Consider the following 19,360-nt stretch of genomic DNA (forward strand, 5'->3'; position numbering starts at 1 on the left):
AGGACCCGTACGCCCGCTCGTCCTCGCCGCAGCCGCCCGCCTGGGGCCAGGCGATGGAGGTCGGCAAGCCCGTCATCCGCGTCGTGGGCGTCGGCGGCGCCGGCGTGAACGCCGTCAACCGCATGGTCGAGGCCGGCATCGAGGGCATCGAGTTCATCGCGGTGAACACCGACGTGCAGTCGCTGCAGCAGTCGACCGCCGACATCACGCTCCACATCGGGCCGCAGATCACCCGCGGCCTCGGCGCGGGCTCCAACCCGGATCTCGGGCGGGCCGCGGCGATGGAGGAGTACGACCGCATCAAGTCCCTGCTCAAGGGCAGCGACATGATCTTCATCGCGGCCGGCGCCGGCGGCGGCACCGGCACGGGCGCCGCGCCCGTCGTCGCCCGCATCTCGCGGGAGCTCGGCGCGCTGACCGTCGGCATCGTCACGAAGCCGTTCGGCTTCGAGGGCTCGCGCCGCGCCGGCGCGGCCGAGGTCGGCATCCAGTCGCTGAGCGAGGAGGTCGACACGCTCATCGTCGTGCCGAACAACCGCCTGCTCTCCGTGCTCGACAAGCACACGTCGATGGTGGAGGCGTTCACCGTCGCCGACGACGTGCTCCGCCAGGGCGTCCAGGGCATCAGCGACCTCGTCACGCTCCCGGGCCTCATCAACCTCGACTTCGCGGACGTCCGGACGATCATGTCCGAGGCGGGCAACGCGCTGCTCGGCATCGGCATGGGCCGCGGCGAGAACCGCGCGCTCGAGGCCGCCGCGGCGGCCGTCGCCTCTCCGCTGCTCGAGACCTCGATGGAGGGCGCCCGCAAGATCCTGCTCTCGATCACCTCGGGGACGGACCTGTCGCTGTGGGAGGTCAACGAGGCGGCGAAGACCGTCGCCGCGGCCGCCCACCCGGAGGCGAACATCATCTTCGGCGCGATGGTCGACGAGAAGCTCGACGACGAGGTCTGGATCACCGTCGTGGCGACCGGCTACGGCCCGTCGTCCGCGCGCAGCCAGCGTCGCCCGCTCGAGGAGCCCGCGGGCGAGGTCCGCGTGCAGCGCCGCACCGAGCCCGCCCAGCGCCGCTCGGAGCCGCGGGGCACCGCCACGCGCCGCACCGGGCTCGGCGTGAGCGAGCTCGACGTCCCGGAGTTCATGCCGCGCGGGTGAGGACGTGAGCCCGCAGGGGACCGGCGGCGTCGTCGCCGCCGGACACCCGCTGTCGGCGCAGGCGGGCGTCGCCGTCCTCCGGGACGGCGGCAATGCGGTGGACGCCGCGCTCGCCGCGATGCTCACCTCGATGGTCGCCGAGCCGCTCCTGACGGGGCTCGGCGCCGGCGGCTACATGCTGACCGCCGGCTTCGACGCCGCGCCGGCGCTGCTCGACTTCTTCGTTGCCGCGCCCGGGGCGGTCGAGGTCGTCCCGGGGACCCCGGACGCGCCGTCGCCCGCGGCCGCGGCGGATCTCCTGCCGGTCACCGTCGACTTCGGCGACGCGACGCAGGTCTTCCACGTCGGCGCCGGGTCGGTCGGCACCTGGGGCATGCCCGCCGGGATCGCCGAGGCCGCCGCCCGCTGGGGGAGCGTCCCGCTGCGCGACCTCGTCGCGCCCGCCGCGGCCCACGCCCGCGCGGGCGTCCCGCTCAACGGCCCACAGGCCTACATCTTCGCGATCCTCGAGGGCATCCTGCTCTCCTCGCCCGAGGGCGCGGCGGTCTTCGCCCCGGGGGGCCGCGCGCTGCGGGAGGGCGAGTCGTTCGCCTGGCCCGACCTCGCCGACGGCATGGAGCTGCTCGCCGCCGAGGGCGCCGCGCCGTTCTACCGCGGCGCCGTCGCCGACGCGGTCGTCGCCTTCCTCGCGACGCGCGGCGGGGCGCTCACCGCGCTCGACCTGCGCACGTACCTCGCGGTGGACCGCGTCCCGTCGCGCGTCGGCTACCGCGGCCGGACCGTCCTGACGAACCCGCCGCCGAACGCGGGCGGCGTGCTGCTCGCCGCGGCGCTCGCGGATCTCGGCCGCGGCCCCGTCACGCCGACGCGCCTCGTCGCCGCGATGGAGGGCGCCCAGGCGGCGCGCACGGACGCCTTCGTCACCGGCCTCGCCGAGGAGGGCTTCGCCGAGCGATTCCTCGCCGGCCGCATCGGCTCCACGACGCACGTCTCCGTCCTCGACGGCGACGGCCGCGCGTGCTCGGTGACGGTGACGAACGGGGAGGGCTCGGGGGTCGTCGTCCCCGGCACGGGCATGCACCCGAACAACATGATGGGGGAGGAGGACCTCAACCCCCTCGGCTTCCACGTCTTCCCGGCGGGCCGGCGGATGCCGTCGATGATGGCGCCGACCGTCGTCCTCGGGGCGGACGGCGTCGAGCTCGTCGCGGGCTCGGCGGGGTCGAGCCGCATCCGGTCGGCGCTCCTGCAGGTCGTCGCGTCGGTCCTCGACGACGGCCACGACGCCCAGGCCGCGGTCGACGCGCCGCGCCTGCACTTCGAGGACGGCCTGGTCTACGCGGAGCCCGGCGCGCCCGTCGACGGCCTCCGCGAGGCGGGGCGCCGCGTCGTCCCCTTCCGCGAGCGCAACCTCTTCTTCGGGGGCGTGCAGGCGGTCGTCCGGCGGCGCACCGCGGACGGGTCCGGCCACGCCGTCAGCGTCGGCGGGGACCCGCGACGCGGCGGGGCCGGGGCGAGCGCCTGAGTGGCGGGGCCGTCGCGGCGCCGCGTGTGGCACGCTGCCCGCGTGCCGCCCGTCCGCTCCGCCGCCGCCCTCGCCGGCACCGCCGTCGCCACCGCCGCCCTCGTGCTCAGCGCGTGCGGCACGCCGTCGGCCGATCTCATGGTCGTCGAGCGGACGGGGACCATCCCCGGCGCGAAGCTCACCCTGCGGCTGCAGGACGGCGGCGAGGTCACCTGCAACGGCAAGGGCGGGAAGATGATGCCGTCCCACCAGCTCATCGACGCGCGTGAGGTCCTCCGCGAGCTCGAGGGCGGGGCCGTCGACCGGCAGAACGACGTCACCTCGAGCAGCGGGCCGCTCGACCGCCACCTGACGCTCCCGCCCGGCCCGCGCTCCATCCTCCGCTACCGCGTCCGCGCCGAGGAGGGCACCGTTGCCTTCAGCGACGACTCGGCGAAGCAGCCGGCGGCCTTCTTCAAACTCGCGGTCCTCGTCCGCGGGATCGCCAAGGGCGTCTGCGGGCTGCCGCGCTGAGCGGGCCGTCTCCTACGGCATCCGCGACGCGGCCTGCGCGAAGGTCCGCAGCTGCGCGAACGGCACCGCGCTGCCGGCCGGGCGGGCGGACCACACGACGATCGGGACGCCGTCGCGGGTGACGGCCGCGTCGGGCACGCGCGACTCCGGGCCGGCGCTCACGACCTCCGGGGGCCCGAACGCCGCCCCCGGGCCCGGCGCGTAGGCGGCGAGGTTCAGGCCGCCGCTGTCGCCGCTCTGCTGCGTCCAGGCGAGGACGCGGCGGCCGTCCGCCCCGGCGGCGAGGGTCGGGTCGACGGCGTCGGTCCCGTCGGCCGGCGAGACGTCGGTCACCCCGCGGAAGACGGCGGCGGCGTCCGTCGACGCGACGCGCACCCGCTGGTGCCCGGCGTACCGCCCGGACCAGGCGAACGTCGCGCCCTCGCCGGTGGTGACGAGGTCGGGCGCCGCGCGGAGGAGCACGTCGGCGTGCTCCTCCTCGAGCAGCTGCGCGGGGCGGAAGCGCGCGGCCCCCACCGGCCGTACCGCGACCTCCGCGGTGAACGCGCCGATCCCGCCGCCCTCGGTGACGAGCTGGGCCGTCCAGGCGACGTAGGCACGGCCGCGCGGCGTCATCGCGGTGCGGATGATCGCGTCGAGCGGCGGCCGTGACCGGAGCGTGTCGGTCCGGTGGAAGTGGGTCCGCGCCCCGGCGGGACGCAGCCGGGTGCGGATCGACCCCTGGGCGTCCCACGCGACGAGGACGTCGCCGCGCGGCGAGACGGCGACCGACACCGAGCGCACCCGGCCGGTCTCGAGCAGCCGCGGCGCGCCGAAGCGCCCGCCCGGCCGCCGGAGCGACACCCACACCCGGTCGGTCGCGCCGAGGCCGTCCTGCCACCAGGCGAGCGCCGCGTCACCGGCGGCGCCGGCGGCGAGCTGGGGGCCGCGGAGGTGCGTCTGCACGGCGACCGTCCGGGTCGCGCCGAACCGCCCGGCGGTGTCACCGGCGGCGACGGACAGCCGCAGCCGGTCGCCGCGCGCCGTCTCCGGACGGGTCACGGCGACGAGGGTCCGCGACCGCGCGTAGGCGACGGGCGCGGTGAGGGTCGACGGGCGCCCCGCGAGGTCGCGGGGGCGCGAGATGATCCGCTCGACACCGAAGCCCGGCGCCGTGGGGCGCCGGAAGGCGCCGGCCGTGCCGGTCAGCCCGGCCGCGCCGCCGCCGTCGGTTGGCCGCCAGGTCGCGAGCGTCCTGCCGTCGGGGGCGGCGAGCAGCTGCGGGGCGTCGACGAACGAGTGCGGCCCCGAGAGGTCCTGCGGGGCCGACCACGGTCCGGTGGCGGCCCCGGCGGCGGCGGGGGCCGCGAGGGCGAGGAGGACGGCCGGGACGACGGCGAGCGAGCGCATGGTGGTGTGACAACGAGCGACGCGCCCAGAAGTGTCGCCGCGGCGCCCGCGCCCGCACCATCAGCAGCGCTGATGGCCGCCGCGCCGAACCGTCATTGGCACTTGCCTCCACCCGGTGCCATCCTGGGTGCGGTATGGAACGCCGCGCGTGGGTCTTCATGGGGATGCTCGCGGCGACGTGGGGCGCGTCCTACCTGTTCATCAAGGTCGGCCTGCGGGACCTCGACGCGGCGCAGGTCGTCTGCGTCCGGACCGCGCTCGCCGCTCTCGTCCTCGCGCCGGTCGCCCTGCGCAGCGGTGCCCTCCCGGCGCTCCGCGAGCGCAAGGGGTCGGTGGTCCTCATCGCCGCGGTGCAGGTCATCGCGCCGTTCCTCCTCATCTCCGTCGGCGAGAGCCACATCGACACGGCGCTCGCCGGCATCCTCGTCGCGAGCGCCCCGATCTGGACCGCGCTGCTCGCGACGCGCTTCGACGACGCCGAGCGCTCGCACGGCTGGGGGACCGTCGGCGTGCTCGTCGGCATCCTCGGCGTCGCGTTGCTCTTCGGCGTCGACCTCAGCGGCGATGCGACCGCGCTGCTCGCGGGGGCCGGCATCCTCGTCGCCGGGCTCGGCTACGCGGCCGGCGGGATGCTCATCAAGCGCCGGATGGCGGGCGTCCCGCCGGCCGGGGTCGCCGCCTCGACGATGACGGTCTCGGCGCTCGTGACCCTGCCGCTCGCGCTCATCCACCCGCCGACGTCGCTCGGCCTCGACGCCGCGGCCTCGATGCTCGCGCTCGGCGCGCTCGGCACCGGCGTCGCGTTCCTCCTCTTCTACACGCTCATCGCGGAGCTCGGGCCGGCCCGGGCGTCCCTCGTCGCCTACATCGCGCCGGGCTTCGCCGTCGTCTACGGCGCCGTGCTCCTCGGCGAGGACATCACGGTCGGCACGGTCGGCGGGCTCGTCCTCATCCTGCTCGGATCGTGGATGGGCGCCGAGGGCCGCGCGCCCTGGCAGCGGCGCGTCAGCCGAACCGCACCTTCCCGTTCGAGCGCGCCCGAACCTGTGCCTTCTCGATGAACTCGAGCCGCTTCGTCGCCGCGCGGAAGAGGCGGGTGACGAGGCGCAGGCGGGCGTTCTCCGAGCGCAGGTCGAGCAGGCCCTGCTTCGCCTCGAGGCCGAACTCGACGGTCGCCGCCATCCCGTAGGCGTCGAGGACCTCGACGTCCTCGTCGTCGGGCTCGGCGTCGGTCGCCTGCTCGACGAGCGCGCGGTAGGCGGCGTGCGCGGTCTCGGCGGCGGCGGTGTCGGGCAGCTCGTCGGCGTCCTGCAGGAACTCGACGGTCGCGGCGGGGTAGGGCAGGTGGTCAACGCGCTCGACGATGCGGAACGGGCGCGTCCCCCGGCTGAGGATGTTCAGGCGCCCGTCCTCCATGCGCTCGAGCACGCGGGCGACCTCCATCGCGCAGCCGGTGCGCTCGTCGTCCTCGTCGCCGGCCCAGACGATCCCGAACTCCGAGTCCCGCTCGAGGCACTCGCCGATCATCGTCCGGTAGCGCTCCTCGAAGATGTGGAGCGGCACGAACTCGTGGGGGAGGGCGACGAGTCCGAGCGGGAAGATCGGGAAGTCCTGCACCACGCGGTCGGGCATGGGCCGAGTGTACGAAGCACGGCGCGCGACCGAGCCCGGGCCGGGCCCGTACGGTTGCGGTTCGCGATCCCGGGCACGCCGGCGCTCGTATCCGTCCGATGCCCTCGCCGTCCGCCACCGCCCTCGTCTGGTTCCGCCGTGACCTCCGCGTCCACGACCATCCGGCGCTGCACACGGCGCTCGCGGAGTACGAGCGCGTCGTCCCCGTCTTCGTCCTCGACCGTGCGCTCGTCGCCGGGCGCTACGCCTCGCCCGCGCGGACGGCGTTCATGCTCGCCTGCCTGCGCGAGCTGCGCGGTGCGCTGAAGGAGCGCGGCAGCGGCCTCGTGCTGCGGGAGGGGGACGCCGCGGACGAGCTCGTCGCGCTCGCGGAGGAGACCGGTGCCTCCGCCGTCCTGTGGGCGAGCGACGTCGGGCCGTACGCGATGGCGCGTGACCAGCGCGTGCGCGAGGCACTCGCCGACGCCGGGGTCGACGCCCGCCCGCAGCCGGGCAACTTCTGCGCGGACGTCTCCAAGCCCCGCACCGGGCAGGGCAGGCCCTATGTCGTCTTCACCCCCTTCTGGAAGGCGCACCAGCGGCTCGAGCGGCGCGCGGTGCACGGCGCGCCGCGGAAGATGCCGGCGCTCCCGTCGTCGCTCGCGACCGGCACGATCCCGTCGCTCGAGAACCTCGGCCTCGAGGACGACGTCCCCGAGCCCGTGACGGAGGCGGGGGAGGCCGCCGCCCGCAGGGCGCTGACGGCGTGGCTCGCGGGCCCCATCGAGCGCTACGACGAGCGCCACGACGACCTCACCGGCGGGACCTCCGTCCTCTCCCCGCACGTGCGCTGGGGGACGCTGTCCGTCCGTGAGATGGAGGAGCGCGCCGCCGCCCGGGGCGGTGCCGGCGCGGACGCCTACTGCCGGCAGCTCGCCTGGCGCGACTTCTACGCCCACGTCCTGCTCCTGCATCCCGGCAACACGCAGCAGGCGTTCCAGGCGCGCTACCGCGAGCTCCGCTGGGCGGACGACGCCGACGGCTTCGAGGCGTGGAAGGCGGGCCGGACCGGGTTCCCGCTCGTCGACGCCGCGATGCGACAGCTCGACCGCACCGGGTGGATGCACAACCGGGCGCGGATGGTCGTCGGCTCGTTCCTGACGAAGGACCTCCACCTCGACTGGCGCGACGGCGAGCGCTGGTTCGCCCACAAGCTCCTCGACGGCGAGCCGCTGCAGAACAACGGCAACTGGCAGTGGGTCGCCTCCACCGGGGTGGACCCGGCGCCGTACTTCCGCCGCATGTTCAATCCGACGACCCAGGCGCAGAAGTTCGACCCGGACGGCACGTACATCCGTCGCTGGGTGCCCGAGCTCGCGAACGTGTCCGACCGCCGCATCCACGAGCCGTGGCGCATGTCCGACGACGAGCAGGCCGCCGCCGGCTGCGTGATCGGGGAGGACTACCCGGCGCCGATCGTCGACCACAAGGCCGAGCGCCTGCACGCGATGGAGCGCTACCGGGCGGTGGCGGACGCGTAGCGCGGCGCTCGGCGGCCCGGCGGCGCCCGGCGGCGCCCGCCGGCGCCCGAGCACCCGGGCGCGGGCAGGCCTCGCGGCCCGAGCGTGTGCCCCCCGGTCCCGCGCCTCGCGCCCCGCGAAGCTGAACGAAGGTTCCGGGGGGTCCACCGCACCGTGAATCTTCATTCACTTCCCGGCGCGAGGGTGAACGAAGGTTCCGGGGGTCCACAGCACCGTGAATCTTCATTCACTCTCGGGGCGGGGCGGGGCGGGGCGGTGGCGGACGCGGAGAGCGGCGCTCGCCGGACTCGCCAACTCGCCCGACTCGCCGGCCCCGCTGACCCGCCGCGGCCGCTAGGCCCGTACTCCGCACGTGGCCCACACCGTCCTCGTCCTCGGCGACCAGCTCCTGCCCGACCACCCGGCGCTCGACGGGGCGGAGCGGGTCGTCCTCGTCGAGTCCGAGGCCATGCTCCGCCGCCGGCCGCTGCACCGCCAGCGCGCGCACCTCGTCCTCAGCGGGATGCGCCGGCACGCCGCCGCCCTCCGTGCGCAGGGGGACGTGGACGTCGTCGAGCACCGGGGCACGTCGTCGCTCGCCGCGGCGCTGGCCGGCCACGACGGGGAGGAGCTCGTCGCGGCCGCCCCGAACGACCTCGGCGCGCGCCGGGCCCTCCAGCGGCTCGGCGTCCGCCTCGTCGACTCGGGCCAGTTCCTCACCGCGCCGGACGAGTTCGCGCGCTGGGCGGACGGCCGCCGGCGGCTGCGGATGGAGGACTTCTACCGCGAGCAGCGCCGCGCCTTCGGCGTCCTCGTCGACGACAGCGGCGAGCCGCTCGGCGGCCGCTGGAACTTCGACGCCGAGAACCGCGAGCGCCCGCCCAGGGAGGGCCTGCACGCGCCCGCGCCCTGGGCGCCGGAGGAGGACGACGTCGACGCCGGCGTCCGCGCCGACCTCGACGCGCTCGCGGCGCGCGGGGTCGTCTTCTTCGGGGACGACGCGCCGCGCCGCTACGCCGTCACCCCGGAGGAGGGCGCCGCCGTCCTGGAGGACTTCGTCGCGCACCGCCTGCCGCAGTTCGGCCCCTGGCAGGACGCGATGGCGGGGGAGGACGAGCCGTTCCTCTTCCACTCGCTGCTCTCGGTCCCGCTGAACCTCGGCGTCCTGGACCCGCTGACGTGCGTGCGCGCCGCCGAGGCGGCCCACCACGCGGGCGACGCCCCGCTGGCCTCGGTGGAGGGCTTCGTCCGCCAGGTGCTCGGGTGGCGCGAGTACGTGTGGGGGATGTACTGGCTGCGGGCCGAGCAGTGGCCGGAGGCGAACGCCCTCGGCGCGCACCTGCCGCTCCCGGCCGCCTACCGCGGCGCCGCGACGGGCTGGAATTGCCTGGACACCGTCGTGCGCGGCGTCGCCCGCCACGGGTACGCGCACCACATCGAGCGGCTCATGGTCCTCGGGACGATCGGCCTCACGGCGGGCATCGAGCCGTGGGCGCTCGTGCGCTGGTTCCAGACCGCGTTCGTCGACGGCGCCGAGTGGGTCATGGCGCCCAACGCCGCGGGGATGGCGCTCTTCGCGGACGGCGGCGAGATGGTGACGAAGCCGTACGCGGCCGGCGGCAACTACCTCTCGAAGATGTCCGGGCACTGCCAGGGCTGCCGCTACAAGCCGTCGGAGAAGCACGGCGAGCGGGCGTGTCCGGTGACGGCGCTCTACTGGGACTTCGTCGACACCCACGCCGAGCGCCTGGCGGCGAACAACCGGACGGCGCGGGCGGTGTCGACGTGGCGGCGCTTCGACCAGGAGACCCGCGACGCCGTGCGCGAGCGGGCGATCCGGGCGCGCGCCGAGCTCGACGGCGGCGCCGAGGTGCCGCAGCCGCCGCGGGGCGCCGGGTAACGTGACGGGATGTTCGAGGCCCGCCGCGTCCCCGCCCCGCCCGCCGAGCCTCCGACCCTCGCGGTCGGCACGCTACCGCGGCTGACCGCTCCGCTCGCGCAGGGCGACATCACCTACCTGCGGCACGGCTCCGGGCCGCCGGTCCTCCTCGTCCACGGGATCCCGACGAGCGCCCGCCTGTGGGAGCCGCTGCTCGGCGCCCTCGGCGAGCGCTACGACTGCATCGCCGTCGACCTGAACGGCATGGGGCGCTCGCGCCCGGCGCCCGGCGCCGACCTCTCGAGCCCGGGGCAGGCCGACATGTTCGCCGCGCTCCTGGACCACCTCGGGCTCGACGAGGTGCTGCTCGTCCTCCACGACCAGGGCGGCGCCCACGGCCAGCAGTTCATGGTCCGCCACCCGGGGCGCATCCGGGGGGTCGCGCTCTGCGACGTCGTCTGCTTCGACAACTGGACGGTCCCCGCGGTCGCGCTGATGATGCAGGTCGCGCGGCGCCCGCGGCTCGCCGCGGCGCTCGGCCGTGCCCGCGCCATGAAGGCCCCGATGCAGCTCGCGTGGCCGCTGCCGCAGACGGTCCGCCGCGGGCGCATCGCGAGCGCGCTCGTCGACGACTGGTTCCATGCGCTCGACACGGGCGACGGGCTGGAGGCCTGGTGCGCCTACGTCACCGCCCAGGACCCGCGCTGGACGATCGAGGCCGTCCCCGCGCTCGCCGCGTGGTCGAAGCCCGCCCGGGTGCTGTGGGCGACGGACGATCGCTTCCTTCCGGTGCGGTGGGGCGCGCGGCTGGCGGCGACGCTCCCCACCGCGGGCGCGCCCGTGCTGCTCCCGGATGCCGGCCACTTCTGGCAGGCGGAGATCCCGCGGACGGGGGCGCGGGAGCTGCTCGCGTTCCTCGACGGGGTCGGCGCCGACTGACAGCCGGCGCAGGACAGGTCTGCGTCAGCTGTCAGTCGGCGCGCGCGCCGCGGTCGCTCAGGCCTTCGTCGCCGCGATCATGAGGTTGTAGAAGATCGCCGGCGGCAGGCGCGACTCGAGCACGCGGCGATCGACGGCCTGCAGCGCGAGGTAGCCGTGGTAGGCGTACTGGCGCCACCAGTTCGGGACGTCCGCCTGATCGGCCGAGGCCTCCAGCGCCCGGTTCGTCCAGCCGAACCAGTTCGCGAGGAGCTCCTCGCCGATGACGTCGACGTCGCGGAAGCCGGCACCGCGCGCGAACGCGGAGAGGTCGCTCGGGACGAAGGCGTGCACGTCGACCGAGCCCTCGAGCTGGTGGTTCTCCGCACCGCCGTCCGACCAGCCCTCGGCGGCCGGGCGGGCCCGCAGGAGCGTCCGCCACAGCGGCGCGACGCGGGTCGCGCCACGCTTGGGGTAGGCGGCGATGCGGTCGCCGATGCGCGACGGCTCGCCGGCGAACATGAGCTTGCCGCCGGGGCGCAGGACCCGGTGGAACTCGCGGAAGGCCTGGTGCAGGTCGGGCAGGTGGTGCAGGACGGCGTGGCCCATGACGAGGTCGAAGGACGCGTCCGGGAAGGGCAGCGCCTCGGCGTCGGCGACCTTCGTCTCGACGTCGAGCTCCAGGCGCGCGGCGTTGCCGGCGAGCGTGTCGAGCATCCCCGCGGAGATGTCGGTGCACACGGCCGAGCGGATGACGCCCGCCTGCATCATGTTCAGCGTGAAGTAGCCCGTGCCGGCACCGATCTCGAGCGAGCGGTCGAAGACGCCGAGGTCGGCCTTCAGCGCCTTGCGGACCTTCTGCAGGACCTGCCGGCGGCCGATCTCGCCGAAATCGATGCCCCACTTCGCGTCGTAGGCCGCCGCGGCCCCGTCGTGGTAGCGGGTGTTGACGTCGCGGATCTCGTCGGCGGTCTCGGGCGCAGCCATGGCGGCGAAGGGTAAAGCGTGCGGGGAACGCCCGCGTTCAGCGACGGCCCCGCCCGGTCCGCGGCGGGGGCAGCGCGCCACTACCCTTCCCGCCGTGCCCGAGACGCAGACGCTCCACCTCCAGCAGGACCAGCCCGAGGGCGTGCCCCCGCTGGCCCTGACGGGCGAGCGCACGCTGCCGGACGTCCCGTTGGAGAACTACTGGTTCCGCCGCCACCTCGTCGTCTACGAGTGGATCCGGGCGCGGGTCGGCGGCCTGGACGTCGTCGACATGGCCTGTGGCGAGGGCTACGGTTCCGACGTCCTCGCCCGCACCGCGCGGTCGGTCGTCGGGGTGGACGCGAACCCCGAGGCCCACGAGCACGCCCGCCTGCGCTACGTCGCGCCGAACCTCCGCTTCGCCCGCGACCTCGTCGAGACGTTCGCCGAGCCCGCCGACGTCGTCGTCTTCCTCCAGACGATCGAGCACGTCCGCAACCCGGACGAGATCCTCGAGCACTTCAAGGCGATGACGGCGCGGAGCAGCGCGCCGGCCGCCTACATCACGACGCCGAACCTCCTGACGCTGGCGCCCGAGGGCGCGGAGAAGTCGGAGAACCCCTGGCACATCAAGGAGTACCGGGCCGAGGAGTTCCGCGCGCTCTGCGAGGCGCACTACGCCGACGTCGAGCTCTACGGCCTCTTCCACGCGGGCAAGCTCGGCGTGCACCAGTTCGCGATCGAGCGCCTCGGCTGGGACCGCATCCACAAGACGCTGCGCTTCTCGGGGCCGTTCTACGACCGCTTCACCCCGGCGATCTCCACGGGCGACTTCGCGCTGAGGCCCGCGGCCGAGTGCGACCTCGACGGCGCGCTCGACTTCCTCGCGGTCTGCCGGCCCTGATGGCCGGTGACGCGCCCGAGGACGGCGCACTGGCGATACTCCTCCACTCCCACATGCCCTACGTCGAGGGCTTCGGGACCTGGCCGTTCGGCGAGGAGTGGCTCTTCGAGGCGCTCGCGACGTCCTACCTGCCGCTGCTCGACGTCCTCGACGGCCCCGGCGGCGACGCCGTCACGCTGAGCCTCACGCCGGTGCTCGTCGACCAGCTCGCCGCGCCCGGGGTGGGGGAGCGCTTCGTCGCCTTCCTCACCGACGTGCGCCGGGCCTCGCACGAGCTCGACGTCGACGGCTGCCGCGCGAGCGGCCGTGCCGACCTCGCGGCCGCGCTCGAGCTCGCCGCCGGCGACTACGAGCACGCGCTCGAGCGCTACGCCGCCCGCACCACCGGCCGTGGCCGGCAGGGGCTCCTCGACGCGTTCGCCCCGCACGCGGCGTGGACGAGCAGCGCGACGCACGCGGTGCTGCCGCTCGTCGCCACCGAGGCCGGCGTCAGCCTGCAGCTGCGCACCGGCATCGACGGGCACCGCGCCCGCTTCGACGACGCACGCGCCTGGCGCGGCGGCTTCTGGCTGCCCGAGTGCGCGCACGCGCCGTGGCTCGACCCGCTGCTCGAGGAGGCCGGCGTCCACGCGGTCTGCGTCGACCTCACCGACGTCCTCGGCGGGCACGGCGCGCCCGGGCACCTCACGCCGTACCGGACCGAGGCGGGCCCGCTGCTCGTGCCCATCGACCGGCAGGTCATGGAGCTCGTCTGGTCCGACGGCGGGTACCCGGCCGACGGCACCTACCGCGACTACCACCACCGCACGACCCACGACCACCACCCGTGGTCGGTCGACGGCTCGGTGTACGACCGCGAGCGGGCCCGGGGACGCGCCCGCGAGCACGCCGCCGCGTTCGTCCGCGACGTGCGGGCGCGCGTCGCCGGCGGCGGCCTCTCGGTCTGCGCGCTGGACACCGAGCTGCTCGGCCATTGGTGGTACGAGGGCGTCGACTGGCTCGCCGCCGTCCTCGAGGAGGCGCGGGTCCAGGGGCTGCGCATCGTCCACCTCGACGAGGCGGTCCGCGCGGCGACGCCGGCCGCGCCGATCGACCCGGGGACGACGACGTGGGGGACCCCGCGCGACCTCTCGACCTGGGACGCGCCGCGGGTGGCCGACCTCGCCTGGCAGGCCCGCGCGGCCGAGCTCGACGTCGTCGCCGCCGGCCCCGCCGCCGACCCGCGCGCGGTCCGCGAGCTGCTCGCGCTCCAGAGCAGCGACTGGACGTTCATGGTCACGCGGGACCTCGCCGGCGAGTACCCGGTCGAGCGCGCCGCGGGCCATCACGCCGCCCTGCGCGAGGCGCTCGCCGCCCCCGGGACGACCGATCCGGCGGTCCGCTCGCTCGCGCCGCAGGCGCACCCGGCCGCGCTCCTCGAACCCTGAAGCACCGGGAAACGGCGCACGGGCGGCGCGGTCCTGTCAGGCTGCGCTCCGATGGCTGGGGGAGGTGTGGCACGCACGGAGGTGGTGACGCGGCTGCGCGCGACGCTCGCGTCCCTGTCGCTCGCCGTCGTCCTCGCCGCCGGGGCGCCGCCCGCCGGCGCCTCGCCGCCGCCGGAGGTCCCGCTCGGCACCTCCGTCTGGTGGGCCTGCATGCAGGCCGGGACCCAGTCCCCACCCACCCCCGCCGGCCTCGGCTGCCCGCGGGCGTACACCCCGCGCTACCCCGAGCAGCTCGCCGCGGCGCACCGTCCCTTCGACGTCATCGTCCCCGAGAACGAGCTGAAGATGGCCTGGACGCAGCCGAGCCAGGGGCACTACGACTTCACCGTCGTCGACCGCATCCTCGCCTACGCGCGCGACCACGGCTTCGGCGTCCGCGGCCACGTCCTCGTCTACGGCAAGGGCCTGCCCGACTGGATGACGAGCCCGCTGCGCCAGGAGAAGTGGACGCGCGACTCGCTGCTCGCCGTCCTGAAGGACCACATCAAGACCGTCATGCAGCACGCGGCCCGCGCCTATCCCGGCGTCGTCCGCGAGTGGGACGTCGTGAACGAGGCGTTCGACTCCGACGGGGGCTACGACGGCAACCTCCTCTCCCGGGTCATCGGCCCCGACTACGTCGAGCAGGCCTTCCGCTTCGCCCACGAGGCCGACCCCGACGCGCTGCTCTTCTACAACGACTACGACGCCGACCAGCCCGGCCCGCGGGCGAGCGCGATCCTGCGCATGGCGAAGGACTTCGTCGCGCGCGGCGTCCCGCTCGACGGCATCGGCCTGCAGATGCACCTCGGGATGGCGCGGCCGCTGCCGGCGCCGGGGGACATCGCCCGGACGATGCGCTCCTACGCGGACCTCGGCCTGCGGGTCGCGGTGACCGAGATGGACGTCGGCCTCGTCCCGCCGTTCGGCGCGCTGACGGCCGAGCGCCAGCAGGCGGTCTACCAGGAGGTCGCCGGGGACTGCGCGGCGATCCCGGCGTGCACCGGCCTGACGGTCTGGGGGGTCGCCGACCCGCTCTCGTGGGGGGGATCGTTGCCGCGCCGCTGCTGCTCGACCGGGACTACGCGGCGAAGCCCGCGCTCGCCGCGGTGCAGGCGCTGCTCGCCGGAGCCGGGCCGCGCGCCCCGCAGATCACCGGGCCGGGCGGCCGCCGCGAGGTCGCGCTCGTCCCCGTCGTCGACACCCGCGCCCGGCAGCTCCGCGCGACGGTGGTGAGGAGCGGCATCCGCGCGCTCGTCGGGTGCCCGGGGACGCCGCCCTGCACGGTGACGCTCGCGCTGCGCATCGGGACGCGGACGATCGCCAAGCGGCGCGCGACGATCCTCACCGAGAGCCACACGCTGCGGCTGAAGCTCCTGCCGAGCGGGGTCGCGTCGCTCTGCCGGACACCGCGGAGCCGCGCCGCGGTCCTGCGGGGGTCCGTCGGCGGCGGCGCGGCGGTGCGGCGGCCGGTGCGGATCGTCGGCGACGGCCGGAGCGGCGCCGGCTGCCGGTGATCAGCCGGGGCGCCGGAGCCGTATCGGCCCGCGGGCCCGGCGCCCGTCGACGACCTCGCCGCGCTGGGTCACCTCGATCGCACCGTCATCCGCGAGCGCGAAGGCGACCCGGCGCACGTCGTCCATGAGGCCGCGCCAGCGCTCCTCGTCGTCCGGCGCGATCGCCCGCGCCGCGTCGGACGGGCAGATCGTCTTCCCCTCGCCGCGCGCGTCGAGCAGCCGGTCGATCGTCGCGCGGATGTCCGCGTCCGTCGCCACCGGCCGCTACACCCAGCGGAGCGTCGCGGGCTCGTCCCGCATGCGCACGACGCGTGCGGGGGCGCCGGCGCTCACCGCGTTCGCCGGCACGTCGCGGGTGACGACGGCGTTCGTCCCGACGACGGCGTTGTCCCCGACGGTCACGCCGCGCAGGAATGAGGCGCCGTACCCGATCCAGACGTTGTGCCCGACACGGACGTCGCGCATGTAGATGCCCTGCTCGCGGATCGCCCGCTCCTCATCGACGACGCCGTGGTCGAAGTCGATGAACATCGCGCGGTCGGCGATGATGCACTCGCGCCCGATCGACACGTGCTGGTAGCAGCTGATCGTGCACTCCTGTCCGAGCACGGACTTCGCGCCGATCGCGACCTCGCCCTCGTGGCAGCGGACCTTCGTCCCGTGCCCGAGCCACGACCAGCGCCCGAGGTGGACGGTCGCGTCCGGCCCGATCTCGAAGTGCACGCCCGGGCAGATGAACGCGAGGCCGTCGGTCTTCAGCCGGCCGCGGAACCGCAGCTTCAGCCAGAAGAGGCGGGCGATGAGGACGACGTAGTAGCGGTTGACCATCCCGTGCGCGCGGGCGAACCGCCAGAACGCGAGGGGGCCGCCGGCGAGCGGAGCGGGGCCGCGGCGGACGTTGCCGGCGTCGTCCACGGGCGGCGCCTCGGTGGCGCCTGCGGCCTGGGGGGAGAGGACGGGCTCCACGGCGCGACATGCTGCCACAGAGGCTGTCCTGGCATCATCCGCCCCCGCATGACCGCCGCCGCCTCAGACAGCCTCGCGCAGCGCCTGCTCGCCGGGGACAAGCGCGCGCTCGCCCGCGCGATCACGCTCGTGGAGTCCGATGACCCCGCCGGCTGGGATCTCGTCCGCGAGGTCTACCCGCACACCGGCAAGGCCGCGATCCTCGGCTTCACCGGCGCGCCCGGCGCGGGCAAGTCGACGCTCATCGGCGCGCTCGTGAAGAACCGGCGCGCGCTCGACCGCGAGGTCGCGGTCCTCTCCATCGACCCGTCCTCGCCGTTCACCAAGGGCGCGCTCCTCGGCGACCGCATCCGGCTCACCGAGCACTTCCTCGACCCCGGCGTGTTCATCCGCTCGATGGCGAACCGCGGCGCGCTCGGCGGCCTGAGCGAGGCGGCGCTCCAGGGCGCGCTGCTCATGGACGCGGCCGGCAAGCAGGACGTCTTCCTCGAGACCGTCGGCGTCGGCCAGGCCGAGATCGACATCATCGACCACGCCGACACCGTCGTCCTCGTGCTCATGCCCGGCAGCGGCGACTCGATCCAGGCGCTGAAGGCCGGCATCATGGAGATCCCGGACATCATCGTGGTCAACAAGGCCGACCACCCGCTGACCGACACGATGGTCCGGGAGATCCGCGGCGTCCTCTCCCTCGCCCCGCAGCGCGGCTGGCGGGTGCCGATCGTCAAGACCGAGGCGGTCCGCGGCAAGGGCATCGAGGAGCTCGTCGAGAAGCTCGACGAGCACCGCGCGTTCATCCAGGAGGAGGGGACGCTCTCGGAGCGGCGCAAGCGCAACCTCCAGAACGAGGTCCTCGCCATCTGCACCGCGCGCCTGCGCCGCGACCTCGAGGCGCGCTTGAAGGAGGACGCGTCCTACCAGGCGCTCCTCGAGCGGGTCGTCAAGCGCGAGCTCGACCCGGCGAGCGCCGCGACGACGATCCTCGCCGAGATCGAGGGCGCCGACGTCGCCGCCCGCGGGCCAGGCTCGGTCGCCTGAGCACCGGCGCGCGCATACCGCGCGCGTCTCCCGGGTACCACGCCCGGCATGAGCTCAAGCCCGTCGTACGAGCAGTCCAAGCAGGTCGCCGAGGACAGCCGGGAGGCCGGCTGGACCGCGCCGAGCTTCGGCCGCGAGCTGTTCCTCGGGAACCTCCGTCTCGACCTCATCCACCCGCAGCCCGCCCTCCCGGCGGCGTCGGTCGAGAAGGGCGAGCGGTTCCTCGAGCGCCTGCGCGCGTTCCTGGCCGAGCGCGTGGACCCCGCGCAGATCGAGCGCGACGCGAAGATCCCCGACGACGTCCTCGACGGGCTCAAGCAGCTCGGCGCGCTCGGCATGAAGATCCCCGAGGAGTACGGCGGGCTCGGCCTCTCGCAGGTCTACTACAACAAGGCGCTCGCGCTGGCCGGCACGTGGAGCGCGGCCATCGGCGCGCTCCTCAGCGCGCACCAGTCGATCGGCCTGCCCGAGCCGCTGAAGTCGTTCGGCAACGAGGAGCAGAAGCGCGAGTGGCTCCCCAAGGTCGCCAAGGACCACGTGTCCGCCTTCCTCCTCACCGAGCCCGACGTCGGCTCCGACCCCGCGCGGATGGCCTGCGAGGCGGTCCCCACCGACGATGGCACCGGCTACCGCATCACCGGCACGAAGCTCTGGGCGACGAACGGGACGATCGCCGACGTCGTCGTGATCATGGCCGTCGTCCCGAAGTCCGACGGGCACAAGGGCGGCATCACCGCGTTCATCTGCCCGACCGACGCGGAGGGCATCACGATCAAGCACCGCAACGCCTTCATGGGCCTGCGCGGCATCGAGAACTCGCTGACGGAGTTCAAGGACGTCTTCGTCCCGAACGAGGCGGTCATCGCCGGCGAGGGCAAGGGCCTGCGGATCGCGCTCGCGACGCTCAACGTCGGCCGGCTCTCGCTGCCCGCGATCGCCGCCGCCTCGACGAAGTACGCGCTGAAGATCGCCCGCGAGTGGTCGGCCGAGCGCAAGCAGTGGGGCCAGGCCGTCGGCAAGCACGACGAGGTCGCCCAGCACCTCGCGTTCCTCGCCGGGACGACGTTCGGCCTCGAGGCGGTCGTCGACGTCTCGAGCCGCATCGCGGACGACGGCTCCAGCGACGTGCGCATCGAGGCGGCGCTCGCGAAGCTCTACGCCTCCGAGCTCGGCTGGACCGCCGTCGACACGATGGTCCAGATCCGCGGTGGCCGGGCGTACGAGACGGCGGACTCGCTGGCGGCCCGCGGCGAGAAGGCCGTGCCCGCCGAGCAGCTCCTGCGCGACATGCGCATCAACCGGATCTTCGAGGGCTCCTCGGAGATCATGCACCTGCTCATCGCCCGCGAGGCGGTCGACCAGCACCTCTCCGTCGCCGGCGACATCCTCGACCCGAAGACCGAGCTGAAGGACAAGGCGAAGGCCGCCGTGGCCGCCGGGAGGTTCTACGCGGGCTGGCTGCCGACGCTCGTCACCGGCGAGGGGCAGAAGCCGACCGCCTTCGAGGAGTTCGGCCCGCTGGCGAAGCACGTGCGCTACGTCGAGCGCCACTCGCGCAAGCTCGCGCGCTCGACCTTCGGGCTCATGGGCCGCCACCAGGCGTCGCTCGAGCAGAAGGGCGCGCTCCTCGGGCGCGTGGTCGACATCGGCGCCGAGCTGTTCGCGATCGCCGCCGCCTGCACGTACGCCGAGACCATCGCCCGCGAGGAGCCCGCGCGCGCCGATCAGGCCCGCGAGCTCGCGGACCTCTTCTGCTCGCAGGCCCGCCGCCGCGCCGACCACCTGTTCAAGCAGCTCTTCTCCAACGACGACGCGCCGTCGTACGCGGCGGCGCAGCGGCTGCTCGACGGGCGCTACGACTGGCTCACCGATGACGTGCTGGACCCGGCGGGCGACGGCCCGATGATGCCGCCGGCCGTCCACGAGCGGGCGGCGGACGATGCCCCGAGCGAGCCGGCGCCGGTGCAGTGACGGCACCCCCCGCGGGCGGC

The 19,360-nt window shown here is 75.0% G+C and carries 18 protein-coding genes; 13 read left to right on the forward strand and 5 right to left on the reverse strand.

The window, feature by feature from the left end; genetic code table 11:
* The first annotated feature begins 53 nt into the window (after positions 1-53).
* Genes ftsZ through NBH00_RS09735 form a run of 3 tightly spaced genes read left to right on the forward strand, consistent with a single transcriptional unit; the run spans position 54 to position 3,195 of the window.
* Positions 54-1,157 (forward strand): cell division protein FtsZ, encoded by a 1,104-nt coding sequence (ftsZ, locus tag NBH00_RS09725; protein ID WP_367401314.1) that lies wholly within the window; start codon positions 54-56, stop codon positions 1,155-1,157.
* Positions 1,158-1,161: 4 nt separating this feature from the next.
* A complete protein-coding gene (locus NBH00_RS09730; RefSeq protein ID WP_254573143.1) occupies positions 1,162-2,682 on the forward strand; it encodes a gamma-glutamyltransferase in 1,521 nt (506 codons plus the stop codon).
* Positions 2,683-2,724: 42 nt separating this feature from the next.
* Positions 2,725-3,195, forward strand: coding sequence for a hypothetical protein (locus NBH00_RS09735; protein WP_254573144.1), 471 nt, complete (start codon positions 2,725-2,727; stop codon positions 3,193-3,195).
* Positions 3,196-3,207: 12 nt separating this feature from the next.
* Here NBH00_RS09735 and NBH00_RS09740 read toward each other — a convergent pair whose 3' ends face one another.
* Positions 3,208-4,584 carry a hypothetical protein gene (locus NBH00_RS09740; protein ID WP_254573145.1) on the reverse strand — a complete coding sequence of 459 codons (1,377 nt, stop codon included), beginning with the start codon at positions 4,582-4,584 and terminating at the stop codon, positions 3,208-3,210.
* Positions 4,585-4,718: 134 nt separating this feature from the next.
* Between NBH00_RS09740 and NBH00_RS09745 the strand changes: the two genes are divergently transcribed.
* Complete coding sequence (locus NBH00_RS09745) at positions 4,719-5,645, forward strand: DMT family transporter (protein ID WP_254573146.1); 927 nt, start codon at positions 4,719-4,721, stop codon at positions 5,643-5,645.
* On the opposite strand, the gene NBH00_RS09750 is transcribed toward NBH00_RS09745, so the two are convergent.
* Complete coding sequence (locus NBH00_RS09750; protein ID WP_254573147.1) at positions 5,590-6,216, reverse strand: LON peptidase substrate-binding domain-containing protein; 627 nt, start codon at positions 6,214-6,216, stop codon at positions 5,590-5,592. The genes NBH00_RS09745 and NBH00_RS09750 overlap by 56 nt on opposite strands.
* Before the next feature lie 98 nt (positions 6,217-6,314).
* Between NBH00_RS09750 and NBH00_RS09755 the strand changes: the two genes are divergently transcribed.
* From NBH00_RS09755 to NBH00_RS09765, 3 genes are all read left to right on the forward strand, one after another.
* Entirely contained in the window at positions 6,315-7,736 is a 1,422-nt protein-coding gene (locus NBH00_RS09755) for a cryptochrome/photolyase family protein (RefSeq protein ID WP_254573148.1), read from the forward strand.
* A 352-nt stretch (positions 7,737-8,088) separates the two neighbouring features.
* A complete protein-coding gene (locus NBH00_RS09760) occupies positions 8,089-9,615 on the forward strand; it encodes a cryptochrome/photolyase family protein (protein ID WP_254573149.1) in 1,527 nt (508 codons plus the stop codon).
* 9 nt (positions 9,616-9,624) lie between these two features.
* Positions 9,625-10,533 (forward strand): alpha/beta fold hydrolase, encoded by a 909-nt coding sequence (locus tag NBH00_RS09765; RefSeq protein WP_254573150.1) that lies wholly within the window; start codon positions 9,625-9,627, stop codon positions 10,531-10,533.
* Between the two features lie 57 nt (positions 10,534-10,590).
* Here the strand turns inward: NBH00_RS09765 and NBH00_RS09770 are convergent, their stop codons facing one another.
* Positions 10,591-11,499, reverse strand: a complete 909-nt coding sequence (locus tag NBH00_RS09770) for a class I SAM-dependent methyltransferase (protein ID WP_254573151.1) — start codon at positions 11,497-11,499, stop codon at positions 10,591-10,593.
* Between the two features lie 94 nt (positions 11,500-11,593).
* On the opposite strand from NBH00_RS09770, the gene NBH00_RS09775 reads away from it, so the two are divergent.
* From NBH00_RS09775 to NBH00_RS09790, 4 genes are all read left to right on the forward strand, one after another.
* Positions 11,594-12,382: a class I SAM-dependent methyltransferase gene (locus NBH00_RS09775; protein WP_254573152.1), complete on the forward strand. Its 789-nt coding sequence runs from the start codon at positions 11,594-11,596 to the stop codon at positions 12,380-12,382.
* Complete coding sequence (locus tag NBH00_RS09780) at positions 12,382-13,809, forward strand: 1,4-alpha-glucan branching protein domain-containing protein (protein WP_254573153.1); 1,428 nt, start codon at positions 12,382-12,384, stop codon at positions 13,807-13,809. Before NBH00_RS09775 ends, NBH00_RS09780 begins: the two co-directional genes overlap by 1 nt.
* Positions 13,810-13,875: 66 nt before the next feature.
* Entirely contained in the window at positions 13,876-15,084 is a 1,209-nt protein-coding gene (locus tag NBH00_RS09785; protein ID WP_254573154.1) for an endo-1,4-beta-xylanase, read from the forward strand.
* Entirely contained in the window at positions 15,078-15,365 is a 288-nt protein-coding gene (locus NBH00_RS09790; RefSeq protein WP_254573155.1) for a hypothetical protein, read from the forward strand. The genes NBH00_RS09785 and NBH00_RS09790 overlap by 7 nt, the downstream gene beginning before the upstream one ends.
* Here the strand turns inward: NBH00_RS09790 and NBH00_RS09795 are convergent, their stop codons facing one another.
* Positions 15,366-15,623 carry a DUF3253 domain-containing protein gene (locus NBH00_RS09795; RefSeq protein WP_254573156.1) on the reverse strand — a complete coding sequence of 86 codons (258 nt, stop codon included), beginning with the start codon at positions 15,621-15,623 and terminating at the stop codon, positions 15,366-15,368.
* Between the two features lie 6 nt (positions 15,624-15,629).
* Positions 15,630-16,331, reverse strand: a complete 702-nt coding sequence (locus tag NBH00_RS09800; RefSeq protein ID WP_254573157.1) for an acyltransferase — start codon at positions 16,329-16,331, stop codon at positions 15,630-15,632.
* 48 nt (positions 16,332-16,379) lie between these two features.
* Here NBH00_RS09800 and meaB point away from each other — a divergent pair, with 48 nt between their 5' ends.
* Both meaB and NBH00_RS09810 read left to right on the forward strand, forming a co-directional pair.
* Positions 16,380-17,369 (forward strand): methylmalonyl Co-A mutase-associated GTPase MeaB, encoded by a 990-nt coding sequence (meaB, locus tag NBH00_RS09805; protein ID WP_254573158.1) that lies wholly within the window; start codon positions 16,380-16,382, stop codon positions 17,367-17,369.
* Between the two features lie 48 nt (positions 17,370-17,417).
* The gene (locus NBH00_RS09810) at positions 17,418-19,340 is read left to right on the forward strand and encodes an acyl-CoA dehydrogenase family protein (RefSeq protein ID WP_254573159.1); all 1,923 of its coding nucleotides are present in this window, start codon (positions 17,418-17,420) and stop codon (positions 19,338-19,340) included.
* Positions 19,341-19,360 lie beyond the last annotated feature (20 nt).

It is taken from the genome of Paraconexibacter antarcticus (assembly GCF_024220175.1).
In the GTDB taxonomy this organism is placed as follows: Bacteria; Actinomycetota; Thermoleophilia; order Solirubrobacterales; family Solirubrobacteraceae; genus Paraconexibacter; species Paraconexibacter antarcticus.